Raw genomic sequence first — 20,373 nt, 5'->3', positions numbered from 1 at the left:
GGGCCTTGCTGGTAAAGCCCCGCCTGTAGTGGGGGGGGCGGGGCGGGGGGGGGGGGCGGGGGGGGGGGGAGGGCCCACCAAGGACAGGGCGCCGAAGCGGCGGCGGGGGAGGGCGGGCGGAGTGCCCCCCCCCCCCCCCCCCCCCCCCCCACTACAGGTGCTGCTCCTCAGCGCTGGCAGTACCCGCACCACACCGTCGCCCGCTGGCCAATGCTGGCATAGCGCAGTGCGCGCCCGCATTGTTTGCAGTTCTCGCCTTCGCGCCCGTACACCAGCAGCTCCTGTTCGAAGTAGCCCGGCGCACCATCGGGGCTGATGAAGTCGCGCAAGGTGGTTCCACCACGGGTGATCGCATGCCCCAGGATTTCCTTCACCGCATCCGCCAGCCGCTGATAGCGCGCCCGCGACACCTTGCCGGCTTCACGCAGGGGATTGATGCCGGCCATGAACAGGCTTTCCGCCGCGTAGATGTTTCCCACGCCGACAACAATGCCCTGGTCCATCAGGAAGGTTTTGATTGCTGCCTTGCGCCCACGACTGCGCTGGAACAGATAGTCGCCATCGAAATCACCATCCAAGGGCTCGGGGCCAAGATCGCGCAGCAATTCATGCGTTTCACCTGCCGGCTGCCACAGCAGGCAACCAAACCGACGCGGATCGTTGAAGCGCAGCAGGCGACCGTCTTCCAGGCTGATATCCACGTGGTCATGCGCACGCACCGGTGTATCGCCAGGCAACACGCGCAGGCTACCGGACATGCCCAGATGCAGCACCGCACTGCCCAGCTCGGTGTCCAACAGCAGGTATTTGGCGCGACGACGGATCGCCTCGATGCGCTGACCCGGCAGCAGCTGTTCGATCTCGGCGGGGATCGGCCAGCGCAGATCCGGCCGGCGCAGGATCACGCCGTGGATGCGGCGATCCACAAGGTGTGGCTCCAGGCCACGCCGGGTGGTTTCTACTTCGGGTAGTTCTGGCATGCGAATCTCAAGGCGATTGTGTTTGGTTGGTTTTGTGGGAACGGCGTGAGCCGTGAAGCTGGTGGTGGTGAACAGCGGGCCGGTATCGATTGCAACGCGCTATCGGCTTCGGCTGGATTTTTGGCTTCGCGGCTTATGCCGCTCCCACAATCCAGGTTTCATAGGCTGTCGGTCAGCGCGGTGGCGCCATCAGCTCACGGGCGCTTAGATAACCGTCGCTGTTGGCATCCTGGCGGGCGAAGCGGGCAAGAATCACCTGGCGCTGTTCTTCGCGAGTGATCGGTTTGCCACGCCCGCCCGGCTGCTCAGCCGCTTCCAGCACGCCGTCGCCATTGCGATCCATCTTGTCGAAGGCATACAGCATCCATTGCAGGTACTCATCCGGGCTGACCCGGCCATCGCCGTCGCTGTCCATGCGTTGCAGGTAGGCGTTGGTGTCCTGCACCTGGGCGATGGCTGGCAACGAGGCACAAAGCAGGAAAAGAAGGGTAATGGTCTTCATGTGGCGCTGAGCGAATAGCCTTTCAGACGTGTTGCATAAGCCTGCAATGCAGCGCTGCCACTGGCTTCGGCTTCCTGGCACCACTGCTGCAGCTGGCGCAGGCGCTCGGCGGCGTCATGGCTGCGGGCTTCCAACAACGCCGACAGGCGCGCACGATGCTCTACCAGCAGCTGGATGCGTGGGCGCTGCTGCACCCAGGTCTGCAGTTGCGCGCGGCAGTCGGGTTTGAGCCAGCGACCGTCATTGACCAGCCCCTTGCGCATCCGCCGCGGCAACAGCTTGCGCAACTTGGCACCTGCTGCGGCAGCCTCTTCCTTCAAGGCAGGCGCGAACACGTTGCGCTGGTAATCGGTCATCGCCTGGAAGCGATGCGACAACAGTGCTTTCAAGGTATCTGCATCGGGCACAGCGATGTTCGGACGAATGTCCATGCTCGGCGCAACCCGCAGTACCTTGGCCAGGCGCAGGAACTGCAACAGGCGGATCATCTGCCAGCCGATATCAAACTCCCAGCGTCGCATCGAGAACCGCGCCGAGCTGGGGAAGGCATGATGGTTGTTGTGCAGTTCTTCGCCACCGATCCAGAACGCCCACGGCGTGAGGTTGGTCGAGGTATCGGCCGATTCAAAATTGCGATAGCCCCACCAATGGCCGAGGCCGTTGACCACGCCTGCCGCCCAGAACGGAATCCATGCCATCTGGATCGCCCACAGCGCGATGCCGGGCAGGCCGAACAACGCAGTGTTGATCACGAACAGCAGAATCGGGCCAAGGTTGGCGTGCGGGGTGTAGAGCTTGCGCTCGATCCAGTCTTCCGGCGCACCGCGCCCGTACTGCTCGATCTCGCCACGCAGCGTGCGGGCTTCGCGGTACAACTCCACGCCGCGCCAGAACACGTTGCGGATGCCCTTGGTGACCGGGCTGTGCGGGTCGTCCTCGGTCTCGACCTTGGCGTGGTGCTTGCGGTGGATGGCCACCCACTCACGGGTGATCATCGAGGTCGTCAGCCACACCCAGAAACGGAACAAGTGCGACACCAGCGGATGGAAATCGACACCGCGATGGGCCTGGCTGCGATGCAGGTACAAAGTGACCGCGAAGATGGTGAGCTGGGTGAACACCAGCAGCACCGCCAGCATGCCCCACCAGCCCAGGCCGACGATGCCACCGGTGAGGAAATCGAGCAGGGCGTCGGACATCACGAGGTACTCCAGGCAGTCGGTGCCAGATGAAACAACTGCTACACATCATGGGGGCTGTCAGCGCAAACTTCATCCACCGGCGGCAGGTCCGTTGGTCGAATCCTCAGCTGCCACTTACTCCTGAATGTCCATTGCTCCCGTCGCCGAAGCGGCCCCCCTGATCGAACTGGACCATGCCTGCGTCATCCGCGGCCAGGTCCGCGTGCTGCACGAGCTGAACCTGCGTATCGAACAGGGCCAGCACACCGCCATCCTCGGGCCGAACGGCTGCGGCAAATCTTCATTCATCAAGCTGATCACGCGCGAGCTCTATCCGCTGGCGCGCGCCGACGGCCATGTGCCGGTCAAGGTGATGGGCCAGACCCGCTGGCAGGTGGACCGGCTGCGCGCGCAGCTCGGCATCGTCACCGGCGACCTGTCCAGCAACCTCTCCAGCATGCCCGGGCTGACCGTGGAGGAAGCGGTGATCGCCGGCTTCTTTGCCAGCTTTGTGGTGCCTGCGCATCGCGATGTCACCGACGCCATGCGCCAGCGCGCGCGGCATGCGCTGGAACTGGCGCGCGCCCTGCCCTTGCTGGGCCGCAGCTATGCCGAGCTGTCAGCCGGTGAAACCCGCCGCGTGCTGATTGCCAGGGCGCTGGTCAACCAGCCCAAGGCCTTGTTGCTGGACGAGCCATCCACCGGCCTGGACCTGATCTCACGCCAGCACCTGATCGACAGCATGCGTCACCTCGCCCAGCAGGGCATCACCCTGGTATTGGTCACCCACCACATCGAGGAAGTGATCCCGGAGATCAACCGCGTGGTGCTGATGAAGGGCGGCCGCATTTTTGCCGACGGTAGTCGTACCGAGCTGCTGCGCTCGGCGCCGCTGTCGGAGGTGTTCGGCGGGCCGATCGAGGTGCGCGAGGATGACGGGCGGATGTCGGCCTGGGTGGGCGGTTTGTAGTTTTTTGAGCAAAGAGCACCCCTCCCCCCCTGCGCGATGCGCAAGGGAGGGAGCTTGGCCCCTCCCCTTTGGCATAGCCAAGGGGGAGGTTGGGAGGGGGTAGTTTTGGCAGTTGCTTGAGCCGGTTGTTGAAGTTCCCACTAAGGGCACCCCTCCCCAGCCCTCCCCTTGCCTTCGGCAAAGGGAGGGGGCAGAGCGAAGCCGTTGGTGCGATGATGCCCGCCCGCTCCCGCAATCCCGTTGTCGTCGCAATGTCATTTCCCGTTTCCCCGCTGCGCCTTGGCGCCGCCCTCGCGCTGGCTGCCGTGCTCAGCGCCTGTTCCAGCACCCCCACCCTGCCCTCCACCGCTGGCGGCGACTCCGGCAGCAAGGTCACCGGCTATCTGACCGGCACCGCCATCCCCGACAGCCTCGCCCTGAGCCCGGCACCACCGGCACCCGGCTCGGCATCGGCACAGCTGGATGAGGCCGTCGCCAGCCAGGCGCTGAGCATGCAAGGCAGCGCACGCTTCGCACAGGCACATACCGATGCCGACCTGAGCTTCCCGGCCGGCGCCGAGCAGTTCAGCTGCGCCCTGGGCGTTGCCGTTACCGCCAGAACCACGCCGGTGCTGTACAGCCTGCTCGAACGCAGCCGCATCGATGCCAGCGCTGCTACCAAGGCAGCAAAAACCCACTACCAGCGGCCGCGCCCGTTCATGGTCAACAACGCGCCGACCTGTACGCCGGACGATGAGGAAGGCTTGCGCAAGAGTGGTTCCTACCCGTCCGGCCACACGTCGATCGGCTGGGCCTGGGGCCTGATCCTGTCGGAGATTGATCCCGACCATGCCACCGCCCTGATCGAACGCGGCCGCAACTACGGCCACAGCCGCCTGGTCTGCAACGTGCACTGGTATAGCGATGTGCAACAGGGACAGTTCATGGGCGCGGCCACCGTGGCGCGACTGCATGACAACCCGGCATTTGTCGCCGACCTGGCCAAGGCACGCGAAGAGCTGGCCCATGCACGCACGCTCAAGCAGCCGCTGCCGCGTGACTGCGCTGCAGAAACCGCTGCGCTGACCTCGGACATCCCCGAAGCCCGCTGAGCAGTACTACATGTAGTGCCGAGCCATGCTCGGCAGAGGCCTTGCCGAGAAAAACCGGCAGACCTTGGTAGTGCCGAGCCATGCTCGGCTTCGAGGTCCAGGCGAACCGCTTTTGTAGGAGCGGCGTCAGCCGCGAAGCTGGCATTGCTTCAATCACAGGCATCCCTGCAATCTGTCTGACTATCTGCTTCGCGGCTGACGCCGCTCCTACAAGAGCTTCGGCGGGCTATCGGTAAGGCCCCAACCGAGCATGGCTCGGCTCTACCGTGATCGAGATCACGATGGTTTCCGACGTCACCGCCTTTCACTGCGCTGCGCGTCTAAGGTTACAGTCCGGGGTCCTCTCACTACGGGACCTCTCATGCCTGTATTCCTTCGTAGTCCACGCCTGCATGCGCTGTTGCTCGCTGCATTGCTGCCCTTCGCCGTGCAAGCACAACCACCGCGCCTGATCGGCTATGTGATGGACAGCCCCGAGCCGCTGCAGTTGTCTGCACAGAAGCTCGACGTGGTGAACTTCGCCTTCGCCGTGGTTCGCCTCGATGGCACGGTCTACCTGCCCGAAAACGTCGATCCGGCACGCCTGCACGCCGTGGTCGCCAAGCGCGCGGACAACCCGTCACTGCAGATCGTGCTTTCGATCGGCGGCTGGGGTGCCGGCAACTTCTCCGAGGCCGCCGCCAGCGCGCCTGCACGTGCGCGTTTCATCGACAGCAGCGTTGCACTGATGCACCAGTTCAAGCTCGATGGCCTGGACGTCGACTGGGAATACCCCACGCTCGGTGATGCCGACATCAGCCACAGCCCGGATGATCGCCACAACTTCACCGTGCTGCTGGAAGAACTGCGTGCGCGTCTGGACCGCGAGGGCAATGGCAAGCGTCATTACCTGCTGACCATCGCCGCTGCCGAAGGCCGCGCTGCAGAAGGCCTGGAGCTGCCGCGCATCGCGCAGTCATTGGATTGGATCAACCTGATGACCTACGACTTCTACGGCAGCCTGACCAAAACCACCGGCCATCACTCAGGGCTTGCACGTTCATCGTTGGCCACGCCGCAGGGCCGCACCACCGTGGATGCGGTGAAGTACTTCCTCGATGCGGGCGTGCCTGCTGCCAAGATCAATGTCGGCGTGCCGTTCTATGGCCGCACCTTTGGTGATGTCGGCACGGACAACAACGGTCGCTTCCAGAAGTTCACCAAAGAGGGTGGCTTCATTACCTGGCGTGACATCGTCCACACCCGTCTCAACGCGCCGGACTGGCAGCGCCATTGGGATGACGAAGCGCAGGTGCCATGGCTTTGGAATGCCAAGGAGCGCCGCATGATCAGTTACGACGATCCGCAGTCGCTGCTGATCAAGGCCAACTACGTGAAGCAGCAGGGTCTGGGCGGCATCATGTACTGGGAACAGCGCGGTGATGACAACGAGCAGTTGCTTGATGTGTTGCACGAGGCGCTGCGCGCTGACCCGGTAGTGCCGAGCCATGCTCGGCAGGAGCTTCACCGGTAACGCTCCTGCCGTAGTGCCGAGCCATGCTCGGCAGGGGGCGTTCCCGGCAAAAGCTGCCCTCACCCCAACCCCTCTCCCGCATGCGGGAGAGGGGCTGAATTGGCTGCGCGCCGCAGCGCCAAGTAGTGCCGAGCCATGCTCGGCAGGTCTATCGGCAATGCCCCATTGCCGAGCACGGCTCGGCACTACAGAAACGCAGAAGGCGCGGATTGCTCCGCGCCTTCTGCGTTACATCACACCAACCTGCGCTTAGAAGCGGGTCTTGAACTCCACACCCCACAGACGCGGCTCGTTGATGAAGCCGGTGCGGTTGTTGAAGTCGATGCCGCCGGTGGCACGGATCTGGTTGGTGATGTTGCGGCCATACAGCGCCACGTCGTAGTCACCGTCATTCCACTGGTAACCCACACGCAGGCCGCCTTCCAGCAGCGACTTGCCGGTGAATTCCTTGGACTCGTACAGGAAGAAGTTCACTTCGCTGCGATAAACCCAGTCGGTGAACACGTAGAGCTGGGTGCCATCGGCCAACGGCAGCGACCAGCGCGCGGTCATGTTGTGGGTCCACTCCGGTGCCTGCGGCAGCGGGTTGCCGTTGATCCGCGCCTTGCCGTTGACGACCGGGTCGGTCACTTCGCACGAGAAACACGGTGCAACACTAAGATTGGCGTCCTTGATCTCGGTGTGGTTGTAGCCGCTGCCCAGGGTGACCAGCAGGTTGTCGGTCAGGTAGGCCTGCAGATCCAGCTCGAAGCCCTGGCCCACACTCTTGTCGGCATTGAGCAGGATGTTGGCATTGCCGAAGGCACCGCCCACAGCCGTCAGCTGCTGGTCCTTGACCTGATAGCGGTAGATGCTGGCGTTCAAACGCGCGCGGTTGTCCCAGAAGTCAGCCTTTACGCCGGCCTCGAAGGACAGCACGGTTTCCGGAGCGGCCACGGTCTTGTTGTTGAACGCACCCGCCGACTGGATCGAGCTGCCACGGAAACCGGTGGCGACGCGGCCGTAAACGTTGACGGTGTCATTGACGGCGTAGGTGGCCGAGAAGTCCCAGTTGAACTTCTTGTCCTTGGTCGAGGCCGACAGATAGGGATCAACAGCATCGCCCTTGGCGTAGGCGTCCTGCTGCGCGGCAAGCAGACCGGCGAGGTCGCACTTGGCAATACCCGGGGGCGTGGTCAAGGTCGGTGCAATGCACGGCGAGAAACCAGTGTTCCAGTAATCCTTGACCTTGAGGTCCTTCTTGTCGACGGTGTAACGCACGCCGGCGCGCAGTTCCAGCTTGTCGGTGGCCTGGTAATTCAAACCGCCGAACACGGCCCAGGCATCGTTGGTCTGGTTGATGCGCTGGAAGCCATCCTGCTTGCTGCCGTTGGTGGTGTCGTAGCTGACGCTGTCGACGTCGTAGTCTTCCTTGAAGTAGAACACGCCGGTCTGCCAGTTCAGCGGGCCTTCGTTCTGCGATTCAAGACGCAGCTCCTGGGTCCACTGCGAGTGGCGTGGAATACCATCGGCGGTTTCCGAAGCGAACGGGACATCAGGCGTGAAGTACGGGCCGGAGGTGCCGTCGATGTCGCCGACGCTGAAGGTGTCCACGGTCTCGTAACCGGTGATCGAGGACAGCTTGTAGTTGCCCAGGTCCCAGCTCAGGCGCGCATTGGCACCACTGCTGTCGAGCTCGGAGTGGTTCAGGCCGTCGATCGATACCTTGTTCTCGTCGAAGCCGGGCACGAAGTCGTTGCTGCCCTTCTTGAAGATGTTGCCGCGGAACAGGCGCGCGGTACCGTTGAGGTGACGCTTGTGCGCACCCAGCAACGCTTCGAAGTTGTCGCCTTCGTACAGGAACTGCGCACGCACAGCCGACTCGTCATAGCCTTCCAGGCCGTCGTTCGGGCCGGTGCCGGTGTTTTTCACCCAGTCGTCGCGACGCTGGTACAGGGCCGACACGCGGGCCGACCAACGCGCGCTCAGCGCGCCACCGACGGCGGCTTCCACATTCCACAGGTTGTCGCTGCCGTAGCCGACCTTGCCGTAGCCTTCGAACTCCTGCGACGGACGCACCGAGTCGAACTTGACCACGCCGGCCGGGGTGTTGCGGCCGAACAGCGAACCCTGCGGGCCGCGCAGCACTTCCACCTGCTCCACGTCGAAGATCGGGAAGCCCTTGAGGATCGGGTTTTCCTGCACGATGTCGTCATACACCAGCGAGACCGGCTGCGAGGTATTCAGACGGAAGTCGGTGTTGCCGTAGCCGCGGATGTAGAAGCGCGGGAAGGCACGCCCGAACGAGGATTCGATGTTCAGGCTGGGCACGCGGCCGGACAGGTAACGCACATCGGTACCACCGGAGGCCAGCGCGTCGAGCTTCTCGCCGCTGACGGTGCTGATCGACACCGGCACGTCCTGGATGTTCTCCACCTTGCGTGCGGCGGTGACCTTCACCGCATCCAGCGTGGCGGCTTGCTTCTGGGCCGGGGTCGCATCCTGCGCGGCAGCGGTGAGTGGCAGTACGGCGAGAACGGCTACAAACAGCGGATGCGCTGCCGGCAGGCGGCGGCGGACGGTACGGGTCGGGGACATGGCGGAGAAGGGCCTGTTGAGGAGGAATGGGGAACTGCGCCTAGCACGGAATTGTTGCAGTACAACATTCGTATCGCAATCGTTCAGGTATTCAGCAGCATGACGCCTGTCAGGGGTATCGCGCCCTTCCGCCGCATAGACTTGGGGCTTCCTTCCTGCCCAGGCACCTTGCCATGACCCAGTGGTATTTCCATATCCCCGGCCAAGCCGACCGCGTTGGCCCGATGGACGATGAGGCCGCGCGCCGTTTTGCCCAGGGCAGCCGCCAGGCATTGGCCTGGCGCGAGGGCATGCAGGGCTGGCAGGCGGTGACCGAAATCGCCGACTTCGGCGGCCAGGCCGGCCCGCCGCCGATGCCGCCGCCGGTCGGTGGCAGGGGCAACCGTGCCGACGATATCGACTTCCGCATCATCGGGCATGAGATGCAGTTCGTGGAAATCGAACTGGACCCGGGCGAAAGCGCGATTGCCGAGGCCGGCGCGTTGATGTTCAAGGATTCCACGGTACAGATGGACACCGTGTTCGGTGACGGCCGCCACGAGGGTCAGGGCGGCGGCTTCATGGACAAGCTGATGTCGGCCGGCAAGCGCGTGATCACCGGCGAGAGCCTGTTCGCCACCGTGTTCACCCACACCGGCAACGGCAAGGCCAAGGTCGCCTTCGCCGCGCCCTATCCCGGCACCGTGATCCCGATGAAGCTGGACCAGCACGGCGGCAAGCTGATCTGCCAGAAGGACAGCTTCCTGGCCGGCGCGCGCGGCGTGCAGGTTGGCGTGCACTTCCAGCGCAAGGTGATGACCGGCCTGTTCGGCGGCGAAGGTTTCATCATGCAGAAGCTCGAAGGCGACGGCTGGGTGTTCGTACACGCCGGCGGCTGCGTGGTGGAACGCGAGCTTGCCGCAGGCGAGCGCATCGACGTGGATACCGGCTGCGTGGTGGCCTACCACGCCGGCGTGGACATGGACGTGCGCCGCGTGGCCGGCCTGAAGAGCATGTTCTTCGGCGGCGAAGGCGTGTTCCTGGCCACCCTGACCGGCCCCGGCAAGGTATGGCTGCAATCGCTGCCGTTCTCGCGCCTGGCTGGACGCATGTTTGCAGCGGCACCACAGGGTGGCGGACAGAGCCGTGGTGAGGGCTCGGTGCTGGGTGGGCTGGGTCGGTTGCTGGATGGGGATAACAAGTTCTGATGCTGGTTGGTGCAAAGTCCAGCGGAAACGTGGGCTTTGGGCTTTGGCTCCTGGCCCTTTGCTCGTCATTCCCGCGAAGGCGGGAATCGCTCCCGCCTTTGCTTTTGCTCTAGCGGTAGCCTCAAAAGCCAGAGCGATCCCCGCCTTCGCGGGGATGACGGCTTCAAACAGCATCGGTATTGCCCCAGAGCGATCCCCGCCTACGCGGGGATGACGACTTCAAACAGCATCGGTACTGCCCCAGAGCGATCCCCGCCTACGCGGGGATGACGACTTCAAACAGCATCGGTATTGCCCCAGAGCGATCCCCACCTACACGGGGATGACGACTTCAAACAGCATCGGTACTGCCCCAGAGCGATCCCCGCCTACGCGGGATGATGGCTTCAAACAGCACCGGTACCGCTCCGCAGCGATCCCCGCCTACGCGGGGATGACGATCTCCTTTCCTCGGCACACTGAACCCGAATCGCAGCCCCACCTAAACGGTTCCGCTTGCTGCCACGTGCCCTCTCGACACAAAGCGCTATGCTGGCGCCCTTTCCAACGCCCCCTGTTCATCATGCGCAACGCCCGTCTGCTGCTGTCCCTTTCCTTGTTTGGCCTGCTGGCAGCCTGTGGCGGCGAGAACACCAAGCCCACTCCGCCGGCAGCGGTGCAGCCGACCACGCCGGTAAGGCCGGTCAAGATCGGCGTGGCGCTGGGTGGTGGTGCGGCCAAGGGCTTCGCCCATATCGGCGTGATCAAGATGCTCGAAGCCAATGGCTTCGAGCCGGTGGTGGTATCCGGCACCAGCGCTGGCAGCGTGGTCGGTGCCCTGTACGCCAGCGGCATGAACGCCTTCCAGATGCAGCAGAAGGCCGTCGCGCTGGATGAAGCCAGCATCCGCGATATCCGCCTGTTCTCCGGCGGCCTGGTGCAGGGCCAGAAACTGCAGGACTACGTCAACGCGCAGGTCGGCAACAAGCGCGCCGAGCAGCTGAAGAAGCCGTTCGCCGCAGTCGCCACGCAGCTGGAAACCGGTGAACGCGCGGTATTCGTGCGCGGCAATGTCGGCCAGGCGGTGCGGGCTTCCAGTTCCATTCCCGGCGTGTTCGAGCCGGTGATCATCGGTGGCAAGAGCTATGTCGACGGCGGCGTGGTCAGCCCGGTGCCGGTGGATGCGGCCAAGCAGCTGGGTGCCGAATTCGTGATCGCGGTGGATATCTCCAGCCGCGCAACCGGTCAGCGTCCGACCGGCCTGCTGGGTGCGGTGGGCCAGTCGATCACCATCATGGGCCAGCGCCTGGGTGAGCAGGAACTGGCACGCGCCGACGTGGTGATCCGCCCGGCGGTGCTGGATATCGGTGCCGCCGATTTCGAACAGCGTGGCCGCGCGATCCTGGAAGGCGAGAAGGCAGCGATGGCGGCGATGCCGCAGATCCGTGCTGGTATTGCCCGCCTGCAGCAGGCCCGTCTTGCCACCGCGCGCAACGCCGATGCACGTGCTGCCGCCGTGCAGGCCGAAGCGCACCAGCGTTGCCAGGACAGTCGCAGCCGCATCGAAAAGCTGCGTGGCATCGAGAAGAACTGCAGCGCGCCAGCGCGCTGATGCTTGAAGCCCCTCTCCAACGGGAGAGGGGTTGGGGTGAGGGTACGGGCGAAGCGGATTGCTTCGGACTCAATTGGGCTTCGCCGCCTACCCTCATCCGCCCCTGCGGGGCATCCCCGCCTTCGCGAGGACAGGCTCTTCTCCCAGAGGGAGAAGGAAGCGCCTTCACCGCCCCAGCTGCGACAGCGGCAGGGCGCGGAACTCCTTCACCGTGCGCAGCACGAAGCTGGAATTGACGTCGGCCACACCAGCCGCGTTGAGCAGCTTGTCGAGCAGGAATTCCGAGAAGTGGTCCAGGTCGCGTACGTAAACCTGCAGCAGATAGTCCATGTCACCAGTCAGCGCATGGCAGGCCACTACTTCATCCCATAGCTGCACCGCCTGCACGAAATGATCGATCGCCGCCTGGCCGTGCTTGGATAACTGCACGCGCACAAAGGCCTGCAGGCCCAGCCCGATCGCGCGCGGCTCCAGGCGTGCGCCATAACCGGCAATCACTCCCTCCGCTTCCAGCCGCTGCACCCGCCGCAGGCAGGCCGACGCTGACAGATTCACCCGCGCCGCGAGTTCGGCATTGGTGGCGCGGCCATGCTGCTGTATTTCGACCAGAAGCCGCAGATCCGTGCGATCAAGGTTCACCGAAGCCATCTTTGTTGCTCCGCAGCATTGAAGTGACGCAACAATATTGCGTTAGAACCGGTTGCCAGCGCAATTACGCACACCTGTTGCGCGGCAGGCTTCCTACCATGCGGTTATCTATTCCCTTCAGGAGCTGCCGCCATGGAAGCCAACCCGCGCCGCGTCGAACACCAGCAGACCGACAAGGGTTACGTGCCGGTCTATACCACCGCCGTGGTAGAGCAGCCCTGGGACGGCTACAGCGCCGACGACCATGCGACCTGGAGCACTTTGTACCAGCGCCAGCGCGAGCTGCTGGTCGGCCGTGCCTGCCAGGAATTCCTCGATGCCCAAGACGAGATGGGCATGAGCGAGCACATGATTCCGCGCTTCGATCAGCTCAATGAAGTATTGGGCGCAGCCACCGGCTGGACTCTGGTCGGGGTGGAAGGCTTGCTGCCCGAACTCGATTTCTTCGATCACCTGGCCAACCGCCGCTTCCCGGTGACCTGGTGGATCCGCCGCCCGGACCAGATCGACTACATCGCCGAACCGGACCTGTTCCACGACCTGTTCGGCCATGTGCCGCTGCTGATGAACCCGGTGTTCGCCGACTACATGGCCGCTTACGGCCGTGGTGGCGTCAAGGCGCATGCGATCGGCCCGGATGCGCTGCAGAACCTGACCCGCCTGTACTGGTACACGGTGGAATTCGGCCTGATCAACACCCCCGATGGCCTGCGCATCTACGGCGCCGGCATCGTCTCCTCCAAGGGTGAATCGCTGTACTCGCTGGAGTCGGCCGCGCCGAACCGCATTGGCTTCGATCTGGAGCGGATCATGCGCACCCGCTACCGCATCGACACCTTCCAGAAGAGCTACTTCGTCATCGACGGCTTCGAGCAGCTGATGGCCGCGACCGAGCCGGACTTCACCCCGATCTACGCACGTCTTGCCGATGCCGAGCATCTGCCTGCAGGTGATGTGCAGGCCGGTGACACGGTATTCCAGCGCGGCAGCGGCGAAGGCTGGGCGGATGGCGGCGACGTCTAGACCAGACTGCCTTACCGGAGCAGAAGAAGCCGCCCAAGGGCGGCTTCTTTGCATGCAACGCCGTAAATCCGCCCGGTGCTACGCCGGGTGATCTTTTGTGGGCGCGGCGTGAGCCGCGAAGCAGATACATGGTCAGGTTGCACAGGCACTGATGACTTCAGCAACTTCAGCTTCGCGGCTCACGCCGCTTCCACAGAACCCAAAAATCAAATGCGGAAGCCGAGCTATCGCGAAGGTGCACCACACGCAGCGCCATCGCGTCTGACATAAACACGAATTTCCAGTCGGCTTCGTTATCAGCAACTGAAAAATCGCAGGTTCCGATGCCGCCATCGTCGCTTGAGAATGCAAGCCACGGGATCTCCCGCTGTGCATGTGCGAGCTACCCGCGCCCGCATGAGCGGTGTCAACTCGCCACACCGCGAGCCATCCCCAACGTTCTTCCCGCATTCGATAGGCCCGCGCATGTCCCCAGCCATCCTCTCCCGCCGTCGCCTGCTGCAAGGTGCCGCCGTGGCTGCCATCGGCGTACCAACCCTGTCGGCGCTGCTGCGCACACCCACGCGGCAGTTCCGCATCGGTCATCAGAAAGGCTACCTGAGCCTGCTCAAAAGCCGCGGCACCTTGGAAAAGCGCTTGGCCCCGCTTGGCGTGCAACTCAGCTGGACCGAGTTCCCCGCCGGCCCGGTGCAGCTGGAAGCCCTGAATGCCGGCGCCATCGACTTCGGTGACGTCGGCGAGGCTCCGCCCATTTTTGCGCAGGCTGCGGGGGCATCGCTGGCCTATGTCGCAGCAACAATGCCACGACCGCACACCGAGGCGGTACTAGTGCCCAAGGATTCGCGCATCACCCGCGTCGCTGACCTTAAAGGCAAGAAAATCGCGCTCAACAAAGGCTCAAACGTCCACTACTTCGTCCTCAAACTATTCGAGAAGCACGGGCTTGCCTATAGCGGCCTGAACCTGGTTTTTCTGCCCGCCGCCGATGCACGCGCCGCGTTCGAAAATGGCGCGGTCGATGCCTGGGTCATATGGGATCCACTGCTGGCCGCTGCGCAGAAAGCACTCGATGCACGGATACTGGCCGATGCAAGTGACGTGGTCAGCAACCGCGCTTACTACTTTTCGTCGCTGGACTATGCAGCCAGCAATGCCGACGTCCTTGCGATCACGCTTGAAGAGATCAACAACATCGATCAATGGGCGACAACGAACGGCGGCGCGCTGGCGGCCGAACTGGCCACGCTATGGGGGCTTTCGTTGCCGGTAGCTGAACTCGCGGAGGCACGCAACAGCTACGGCACCGGACCAATTACCCGCGCGATCCTGGCCGAGCAGCAACAGATTGCCGACAGCTTCTTCGCGCTCAAGCTGATCCCGAGAAAGATCAATGTGCTGGATGCCGTCGCTGGCGAAGTCCGCTGATGGCCGGATTCAGTTCGCGGCTGCGCCCTGACAGCGACGGTGCACGCGTCGACCCAGCCATGAGCGCAGCGACGCTGGAACCAACAACGCTGCTATCGATCAGCAAACAGGCGCGCGCGCCCGCAACGTTTGTGCGTGCCGCCGGCAGGCAGCTGCTGCCGTGGCTGCTACCGATCGGGTTGTTCGCCATTTGGCAGCTCGCCTCCTCCCTCGGCTGGCTCAGCGCACGCGTGTTGCCGGCGCCATCGAGCGTGCTCAAAGCGGCGTGGCTGCTGGCAACCTCGGGCGAACTGTGGACACACCTGCGGGTCAGTGCCACGCGTGCGCTGCTTGGCCTGCTCATCGGTGGCAGCATCGGGCTCGCGCTTGGCCTGCTGACCGGCTCGCTGCGCGTGTTCGAGACGCTGCTCGACTCGAGCCTGCAGATGCTGCGCAACATCCCGGCGCTTGCGCTGGTCCCACTGGTGATCCTGTGGTTCGGCATCGGCGAGGCGGCCAAGTTGCTGCTGATCTCGGTGGCGGTGTTCTTCCCGATTTACCTCAACACCTTCCATGGCATCCGCAATGTCGACCCACAGTTGGTCGAGATGGCACGCAGCTATGGGCTGACGCGCTGGCAGCTGTATCGCGAAGTGATACTGCCCGGCGCACTGTCGTCGATCCTGGTCGGGCTGCGCTTTTCACTGGGGCTGATGTGGGTGGTGCTGATCGTCGCCGAGACCATCTCGGCACAGGCCGGCATCGGCTATCTGACGATGAATGCCCGCGAGTTCATGCAGACCGATATCGTGCTGGTGGGCATTCTGCTGTACGCATTGCTGGGCAAGCTCGCCGATCTGTTCGCGCGCCGCCTGGAGCGTCACTGCCTGCACTGGCATCCCGGCTACCAGAGCGAGGCCGGCACATGAGTGCGCAGCAAACATCGGCGGCGGCCATCAGCGGCGGTGTGCATCTGCAATTGCATGGCCTGCACAAGCGCTACGGCGCGCGTGAGGTGTTGCGCAGTACGCAGCTCGATATCAGGCCCGGTCAGTTTGTCGCTGTTGTTGGTCGCAGCGGCTGCGGCAAAAGCACCCTGCTGCGACTGATTGCCGGGCTTGAAGCGGCCAGCGCAGGCTCGGTCAGCATCGACGGCGCGGCGATCAACGCGCCGCACGCAGATACCCGCGTCATGTTCCAGGAAGCACGCCTGCTGCCGTGGCGCAGCGTGCTGCACAACGTCCGCCTGGGTTTGCCGCACGCTGTCCACGAGCACGCGGCACAGGTGTTGACCCAGGTTGGCCTGGCCGAGCGCGCAGAGGAGTGGCCGGCCCGGCTCTCGGGTGGGCAACGTCAGCGGGTAGCGCTTGCGCGTGCGCTGCTGCATCGCCCGCGCCTGCTGTTGCTGGATGAGCCTTTGGGCGCGCTCGATGCGCTCACCCGCATCGAAATGCAGCGGCTGATCGAAGACCTGTGGCAGCAACGCGGCTTCACCGCACTGCTGGTTACCCATGACGTGCGCGAAGCCGTATCGCTGGCTGACCGGGTGATCCTGATCGAGGACGGCTGCATCGCGCTCGACGAAACCATTGCGCAGCCACGCCCGCGGGTGCCGGGCAATCCGGCCTGCGCGGCGATTGAGCAACGTATCCTGCAGCGCGTGTTGCTGCGTCCGGAGCCGCCGGCTACCCAGCACATTGGTGCCTGATCCGGTTTGTCTCCCGCTTCCTTGACCCGGCGCACGCGTTCGCAGGCAAGCGTGCAAGCGTGCAAGCGCAGCGATGCTCTTGGGTAAGCCTGAAATAGCCGGCAGACCTTAGGCACAACCTGCATCAACAGTTGCCAATGGTTTCTTTGTCGCCTGCTGCAAGAGCCAACAAACTGCTGATGTCAGCCCAAGCAGGAGTTCCGATGAATGCCATCCGCCTTTCCCCGATCCCCGTACAGAGCGAGCGCGATGCCGCACTGGATATCGTCCAGGTCGCCGGCAACATCGGTGCCGAAGTGCGCGGCCTGCGTCTGTCATCTGCGTTGCCCCCTGCGCAGGCCGCAGCGATCAAGGCGGCACTGCTCAAGCACAAGGTGCTGTTTTTCCGCGGCCAGCAGCAGCTGGACGATGCACAACAGCAAGCCTTTGCCCGCCTCTGGGGACCGCTGGTCGCCCACCCTACGGTGCCCTCGAAAGAAGGCACGCAACTGCTGGAGCTCGACTCCCGCCATGGCGGCCGCGCCAACTCCTGGCATACCGACGTGACCTTCGAAGTCGCCTATCCGCAGGTCTCGATCCTGCGCGCGGTGGTGATCCCGCCTTATGGCGGCGACACGGTATGGGCCAATACGGTGGCCGCCTACGAACGCCTGCCCGCCGAGCTGAAGTCATTGGCCGAACACCTGCGCGCTATACATGGCAACGACTTCGACTATGCGGCCACGCGCCTGCCCGCAGACACCAGCGACGAGCACCTCAAGCGTTACAAGGACGTGTTCGTCCGCCAGCTATACGAGGCCGAGCACCCGGTGGTACGCGTGCATCCGCAGACCGGCGAACGCAGCCTGGTGCTTGGGCACTTCGTGAAGCGCCTGCTTGGTCACTCAAGCGTCGATTCAGCGCAGCTGCTGAGCGTGCTGGAGGGCCACGTGCATCGGCTGGAGAACACCGTGCGCTGGCGCTGGTCGCAGGGCGACGTGGCGATCTGGGACAACCGTGCAACCCAGCACTACGCCATCAATGACTACGGCGACCAGCACCGGGTGGTACGTCGGGTCACGGTCGCAGGCGACATTCCGTATGGCGTGGACGGCAGGCGCAGCGTGGATCTCACCGCGCCTGCGGTGCGGGCTGCGGAGGCCGCTGCCTGAGGGAGAGGAGCATGCAAGGTCGCCCCCGAGCCGCCAGCTGCATTGACCGCCATTGTTCAGCGACTCAATGCAGCGGCTTCGCCGTTGCAGCCTTGGCCACCCGCCGACCGCCGTACTTGCGGTCCAGGTAGACGCCAACGATCACCGCCACCAGCAACGGTGCCGCCCAAGGGAACAGCTCGATCAGCAGCGCCGGCACCGTGGTGTGACTGTGCAGCCACTGCCACACCGGACGCATGCCGATGCCGAGGAAGGCCACGTGGGTAGCAATACCCGCACCAAGGATCGACTGATAGTGCTGGCGGAATGCCCAGTCCGGACGCGACGGGCCCCGGCGGGCGAACTTCAACATGCGCCAGCCCACCCACAGGCCAATCGACGAGAAGCCCAGGAACAAGGGCTGGCGGTGCTGAATGCCGGTGCCGACAACCACCAGCGCCAGGATGACCATCGGCCACACCGCCAGATGCCAGCCCGGCCGCGACACCAGCTGCTTCCAGTCACGCTTGTCGGTAACTGCGCGCCACGCCAACCAGGTCGCGTTGCCGGTGATCGCCATCAAATAAGCGAGGAACAAGGCCGACAGCGGCTGCTGACGGAAGAACGCGAACTGGATGGTGATCGGCAGAGCAGTAGCCACGATCACCGCCATCGCCACCAGGTAGACCTTGCCCAGCGCGCGATGCCGCGGCGAGCCTTTCTTCATGAACGCCGCCGACCAGAAGCCGACCAGGGCGACCACGCCGGCCAGCACATGCAGCGTAACGATCAGGGAATATCCGGGCATGACAGCGATCTCTTCAGTGGTGGCCGGCGAATGCGATGGCCTGTGCATAGCCTGCGTGAGCCGCTGCGGCCACAGCAGTTGCGGCGGTCACTGATCGACCCTGCCGGAAGTCACTTTCTGCTCCGCCCCCCTTGCCGCTGAGGCCTGCGCCCACCAGCATGCGTGCATGGAAATCACTCCCCGTTCGCGCTGGCACAGGCTGCTGCACCCGCTCAACCTAGCCGGCCTGCTGACCTGGCTGGCGGTAGCGGCCACCCTGCCCTACGGCTCTGCCGAGCAGATGGCCCTGCGTTGGGGCAGTGCCCTGCTGTTCCTGATCGCGTTTCTGTTTGCCGCCAGCTATGAGCGCCCGTCGCCCCAACGCAGCGTGGCGCTGCTGATCGAAGCCCTCGCAGCACTGGCGGTGATCCGCCTGGCCGCCAGCAGCGGCGTCGCGCCGGCCCTGCTGGTGATGTTGGCCGCACAGGTGGCGATGAGTTGGCCACTGCGCATCACCCTGGTGCTGATGTTGCTGGTCAACCTTGGCATGTACCTGGTCCTGCGTGGTACCCACAGCCATCCTGCCGCGGTGGTGCTGATCTTTGCCGGCTTCCAGGCCTTCGCCATGCTGACCACACATTACGCGCGCAGCGCCGAACAGGCCCGTGACCGGCTGGCACTGGTCAATGCCGACCTGCTGGCCACCCGCGCCCTGCTCGCCGAGCGCTCACGCGACATGGAACGACTGCGGCTGTCACGCGAGCTGCACGATGTGGCCGGGCACAAGCTCACCGCCCTGCGCCTGCATCTGCGTGCGCTTACCGCACGCGCCGACGCCGCACCCGAACTCGCCTTGTGCGAACAACTGTCCGCCGAGCTGCTGGGCGATATCCGCGCCGTGGTGCATTGCCTGCGCGACAGCGGCCAGCTCGACATGGACACCGCTCTGCACGCGCTGGCCGCGCCCTTGCCGCGCCCACGCCTCCAACTGCAGCTGGAGGATGACGTGCAGGTCAGCGACACCGCCAAGGCCGAGACCATCCTGCGCTGCGTGCAGGAGGCGCTGACCAACAGCGCTCGCCACAGCGATGCCAAGGTGCTGCAGGTGTCCCTGCGCCGCCACGACGGGCAGCTGCTGCTGGCGATGGAAGATGACGGTCAGTTGCGCGGCGAACCACGCGCCGGCAATGGCCTGACCGGCATGCGCGAACGAGTCGACGAGCAAGGTGGCAGCCTGCAGCTGCAACGTGCCGCTTCCGGTGCCCTGCAGATTCGTGTGGAATTGCCGGCATGAACGATTCCCCCCGCATTGCCCTGGTCGACGACCAGGCCCTGATCCGCGCCGGCCTGCGCGCCCTGCTGCAGCAGCTCGGCATCACCATCGTGTTCGAAGCCGACAGCGGCGACGCCCTGCTCGAACAGATCGCGCAGCAGCCGGCGCAGCTGATCCTGTCGGACATCCGCATGCCCGGCATGGACGGCATCCAGGCCTTGAAGGCCCTGCGCGAACGCGGCGATCAAACACCGTGCGTGTTCCTGACCACCTTCGACGAGAGCGACCTGCTGCTGCGTGCCACCGAAGCCGGCGCGCAGGGCTTCCTGCTGAAAGATGCAGCCCCGGAAGACCTGCACGACGCAATCGGGCGTGCCATCGCCGGACAGACCTTGTTGCAGCCAGTGAGCACCGATGCGGTGCGGCAGCGTTATCGCTACCACGCCGATGACGCGCCGAAGGAATTGTTCAGCCAGAAGGAAGTCGCGGTATTGCGGCTGATGGCCGGCGGCTACAGCAACCGCGAGATCGCCGGCAGCCTGTTCCTGGCCGAAGGCACGGTGAAGAACTACGTCTCGGCAATTCTGGACAAACTCGACACCCGCGACCGCACCCGCGCGGTGTTGAAGGCGATCACCCTGCGGGTGATCTAGCACTCTGCATGTGCGCGACCTGTAGTGGGGGGGGGGGGGGGGGGGGGGGGGGGGGGGCCGGGGCGGGGCCGCGGGGGGGGGCGGGGGGGCGCGGGCGCGCGGGGGGGCGGCGGCGGGGGGGGGGGGGGGGGGGGGGGGGGAGTGGGGGGGGGGGG

The 20,373-nt window shown here is 64.6% G+C and carries 18 protein-coding genes; 12 read left to right on the top strand and 6 right to left on the bottom strand.

Features of this window, described 5'->3' with window-relative positions; genetic code table 11:
* Positions 1-167: 167 nt before the first annotated feature.
* From mutM to ACVOLZ_RS20155, 3 genes are all read right to left on the bottom strand, one after another.
* Positions 168-980, bottom strand: a complete 813-nt coding sequence (gene mutM, locus ACVOLZ_RS20165) for a bifunctional DNA-formamidopyrimidine glycosylase/DNA-(apurinic or apyrimidinic site) lyase (protein WP_481517680.1) — start codon at positions 978-980, stop codon at positions 168-170.
* 172 nt (positions 981-1,152) lie between these two features.
* A complete protein-coding gene (locus ACVOLZ_RS20160) occupies positions 1,153-1,482 on the bottom strand; it encodes an EF-hand domain-containing protein (protein ID WP_481517679.1) in 330 nt (109 codons plus the stop codon).
* Positions 1,479-2,681 carry a DesA family fatty acid desaturase gene (locus ACVOLZ_RS20155; protein WP_481517678.1) on the bottom strand — a complete coding sequence of 401 codons (1,203 nt, stop codon included), beginning with the start codon at positions 2,679-2,681 and terminating at the stop codon, positions 1,479-1,481. Before ACVOLZ_RS20155 ends, ACVOLZ_RS20160 begins: the two co-directional genes overlap by 4 nt.
* Before the next feature lie 127 nt (positions 2,682-2,808).
* Between ACVOLZ_RS20155 and ACVOLZ_RS20150 the strand changes: the two genes are divergently transcribed.
* The 3 genes from ACVOLZ_RS20150 (at position 2,809) to ACVOLZ_RS20140 (ending at position 6,237) form a co-directional block, all read left to right on the top strand.
* Positions 2,809-3,633, top strand: a complete 825-nt coding sequence (locus ACVOLZ_RS20150; RefSeq protein ID WP_481517677.1) for an ABC transporter ATP-binding protein — start codon at positions 2,809-2,811, stop codon at positions 3,631-3,633.
* A 251-nt stretch (positions 3,634-3,884) separates the two neighbouring features.
* Positions 3,885-4,724: an acid phosphatase gene (locus ACVOLZ_RS20145; RefSeq protein WP_481517676.1), complete on the top strand. Its 840-nt coding sequence runs from the start codon at positions 3,885-3,887 to the stop codon at positions 4,722-4,724.
* Between the two features lie 361 nt (positions 4,725-5,085).
* On the top strand, positions 5,086-6,237 hold the full coding sequence (locus tag ACVOLZ_RS20140) for a glycoside hydrolase family 18 protein (RefSeq protein WP_481517675.1): 1,152 nt from the start codon (positions 5,086-5,088) through the stop codon (positions 6,235-6,237).
* A gap of 249 nt (positions 6,238-6,486) precedes the next feature.
* On the opposite strand, the gene ACVOLZ_RS20135 is transcribed toward ACVOLZ_RS20140, so the two are convergent.
* Positions 6,487-8,814, bottom strand: a complete 2,328-nt coding sequence (locus ACVOLZ_RS20135) for a TonB-dependent receptor (protein WP_481517674.1) — start codon at positions 8,812-8,814, stop codon at positions 6,487-6,489.
* Between the two features lie 173 nt (positions 8,815-8,987).
* Here ACVOLZ_RS20135 and ACVOLZ_RS20130 point away from each other — a divergent pair, with 173 nt between their 5' ends.
* Both ACVOLZ_RS20130 and ACVOLZ_RS20125 read left to right on the top strand, forming a co-directional pair.
* Positions 8,988-10,001: a TIGR00266 family protein gene (locus ACVOLZ_RS20130; protein WP_481517673.1), complete on the top strand. Its 1,014-nt coding sequence runs from the start codon at positions 8,988-8,990 to the stop codon at positions 9,999-10,001.
* 562 nt (positions 10,002-10,563) lie between these two features.
* Positions 10,564-11,592 carry a patatin-like phospholipase family protein gene (locus ACVOLZ_RS20125; protein ID WP_481517672.1) on the top strand — a complete coding sequence of 343 codons (1,029 nt, stop codon included), beginning with the start codon at positions 10,564-10,566 and terminating at the stop codon, positions 11,590-11,592.
* A gap of 165 nt (positions 11,593-11,757) precedes the next feature.
* On the opposite strand, the gene ACVOLZ_RS20120 is transcribed toward ACVOLZ_RS20125, so the two are convergent.
* Positions 11,758-12,240 carry an Lrp/AsnC family transcriptional regulator gene (locus ACVOLZ_RS20120; protein ID WP_313319863.1) on the bottom strand — a complete coding sequence of 161 codons (483 nt, stop codon included), beginning with the start codon at positions 12,238-12,240 and terminating at the stop codon, positions 11,758-11,760.
* Positions 12,241-12,372: 132 nt separating this feature from the next.
* On the opposite strand from ACVOLZ_RS20120, the gene phhA reads away from it, so the two are divergent.
* The 5 genes from phhA (at position 12,373) to ACVOLZ_RS20095 (ending at position 17,526) form a co-directional block, all read left to right on the top strand.
* Complete coding sequence (gene phhA, locus ACVOLZ_RS20115; protein WP_481517671.1) at positions 12,373-13,263, top strand: phenylalanine 4-monooxygenase; 891 nt, start codon at positions 12,373-12,375, stop codon at positions 13,261-13,263.
* 465 nt (positions 13,264-13,728) lie between these two features.
* Complete coding sequence (locus tag ACVOLZ_RS20110) at positions 13,729-14,688, top strand: aliphatic sulfonate ABC transporter substrate-binding protein (protein ID WP_481517670.1); 960 nt, start codon at positions 13,729-13,731, stop codon at positions 14,686-14,688.
* A complete protein-coding gene (gene ssuC, locus ACVOLZ_RS20105) occupies positions 14,688-15,596 on the top strand; it encodes an aliphatic sulfonate ABC transporter permease SsuC (RefSeq protein ID WP_481517669.1) in 909 nt (302 codons plus the stop codon). The genes ACVOLZ_RS20110 and ssuC overlap by 1 nt, the downstream gene beginning before the upstream one ends.
* Positions 15,593-16,375, top strand: coding sequence for an ATP-binding cassette domain-containing protein (locus ACVOLZ_RS20100; RefSeq protein WP_481517668.1), 783 nt, complete (start codon positions 15,593-15,595; stop codon positions 16,373-16,375). The genes ssuC and ACVOLZ_RS20100 overlap by 4 nt, the downstream gene beginning before the upstream one ends.
* A 203-nt stretch (positions 16,376-16,578) precedes the next feature.
* Positions 16,579-17,526 (top strand): TauD/TfdA dioxygenase family protein, encoded by a 948-nt coding sequence (locus ACVOLZ_RS20095; protein WP_481517667.1) that lies wholly within the window; start codon positions 16,579-16,581, stop codon positions 17,524-17,526.
* A 64-nt stretch (positions 17,527-17,590) separates the two neighbouring features.
* Here ACVOLZ_RS20095 and ACVOLZ_RS20090 read toward each other — a convergent pair whose 3' ends face one another.
* Positions 17,591-18,313: a hypothetical protein gene (locus tag ACVOLZ_RS20090; RefSeq protein ID WP_481517666.1), complete on the bottom strand. Its 723-nt coding sequence runs from the start codon at positions 18,311-18,313 to the stop codon at positions 17,591-17,593.
* Between the two features lie 166 nt (positions 18,314-18,479).
* Between ACVOLZ_RS20090 and ACVOLZ_RS20085 the strand changes: the two genes are divergently transcribed.
* Together ACVOLZ_RS20085 and ACVOLZ_RS20080 are read left to right on the top strand one after the other, a co-directional pair.
* Entirely contained in the window at positions 18,480-19,586 is a 1,107-nt protein-coding gene (locus ACVOLZ_RS20085) for a sensor histidine kinase (RefSeq protein ID WP_481517665.1), read from the top strand.
* On the top strand, positions 19,583-20,218 hold the full coding sequence (locus ACVOLZ_RS20080) for a response regulator transcription factor (RefSeq protein WP_481517664.1): 636 nt from the start codon (positions 19,583-19,585) through the stop codon (positions 20,216-20,218). The genes ACVOLZ_RS20085 and ACVOLZ_RS20080 overlap by 4 nt, the downstream gene beginning before the upstream one ends.
* Positions 20,219-20,373 lie beyond the last annotated feature (155 nt).

The organism is Stenotrophomonas sp. STEN020, from assembly GCF_056760195.1.
The sequence above is the reverse complement of the archived record's forward strand: the minus strand, read 5'-3'. Positions and strand labels throughout refer to the sequence as shown.

What these genes read in the sequence shown, in the direction of transcription:
- mutM (WP_481517680.1), bottom strand. Translation starts at nt 980, where the DNA reads ATGCCAGAACTACCCGAAGTAGAAACCACCCGGCGTGGCCTGGAGCCA.
- ssuC (WP_481517669.1), top strand. Translation starts at nt 14,688, where the DNA reads ATGGCCGGATTCAGTTCGCGGCTGCGCCCTGACAGCGACGGTGCACGC.
- ACVOLZ_RS20090 (WP_481517666.1), bottom strand. Translation starts at nt 18,313, where the DNA reads ATGCCCGGATATTCCCTGATCGTTACGCTGCATGTGCTGGCCGGCGTG.
- ACVOLZ_RS20160 (WP_481517679.1), bottom strand. Translation starts at nt 1,482, where the DNA reads ATGAAGACCATTACCCTTCTTTTCCTGCTTTGTGCCTCGTTGCCAGCC.
- ACVOLZ_RS20155 (WP_481517678.1), bottom strand. Translation starts at nt 2,681, where the DNA reads ATGTCCGACGCCCTGCTCGATTTCCTCACCGGTGGCATCGTCGGCCTG.
- ACVOLZ_RS20095 (WP_481517667.1), top strand. Translation starts at nt 16,579, where the DNA reads ATGAATGCCATCCGCCTTTCCCCGATCCCCGTACAGAGCGAGCGCGAT.
- ACVOLZ_RS20150 (WP_481517677.1), top strand. Translation starts at nt 2,809, where the DNA reads ATGTCCATTGCTCCCGTCGCCGAAGCGGCCCCCCTGATCGAACTGGAC.
- phhA (WP_481517671.1), top strand. Translation starts at nt 12,373, where the DNA reads ATGGAAGCCAACCCGCGCCGCGTCGAACACCAGCAGACCGACAAGGGT.
- ACVOLZ_RS20120 (WP_313319863.1), bottom strand. Translation starts at nt 12,240, where the DNA reads ATGGCTTCGGTGAACCTTGATCGCACGGATCTGCGGCTTCTGGTCGAA.
- ACVOLZ_RS20100 (WP_481517668.1), top strand. Translation starts at nt 15,593, where the DNA reads ATGAGTGCGCAGCAAACATCGGCGGCGGCCATCAGCGGCGGTGTGCAT.
- ACVOLZ_RS20130 (WP_481517673.1), top strand. Translation starts at nt 8,988, where the DNA reads ATGACCCAGTGGTATTTCCATATCCCCGGCCAAGCCGACCGCGTTGGC.
- ACVOLZ_RS20135 (WP_481517674.1), bottom strand. Translation starts at nt 8,814, where the DNA reads ATGTCCCCGACCCGTACCGTCCGCCGCCGCCTGCCGGCAGCGCATCCG.
- ACVOLZ_RS20085 (WP_481517665.1), top strand. Translation starts at nt 18,480, where the DNA reads ATGGAAATCACTCCCCGTTCGCGCTGGCACAGGCTGCTGCACCCGCTC.
- ACVOLZ_RS20080 (WP_481517664.1), top strand. Translation starts at nt 19,583, where the DNA reads ATGAACGATTCCCCCCGCATTGCCCTGGTCGACGACCAGGCCCTGATC.
- ACVOLZ_RS20140 (WP_481517675.1), top strand. Translation starts at nt 5,086, where the DNA reads ATGCCTGTATTCCTTCGTAGTCCACGCCTGCATGCGCTGTTGCTCGCT.
- ACVOLZ_RS20110 (WP_481517670.1), top strand. Translation starts at nt 13,729, where the DNA reads ATGTCCCCAGCCATCCTCTCCCGCCGTCGCCTGCTGCAAGGTGCCGCC.
- ACVOLZ_RS20125 (WP_481517672.1), top strand. Translation starts at nt 10,564, where the DNA reads ATGCGCAACGCCCGTCTGCTGCTGTCCCTTTCCTTGTTTGGCCTGCTG.
- ACVOLZ_RS20145 (WP_481517676.1), top strand. Translation starts at nt 3,885, where the DNA reads ATGTCATTTCCCGTTTCCCCGCTGCGCCTTGGCGCCGCCCTCGCGCTG.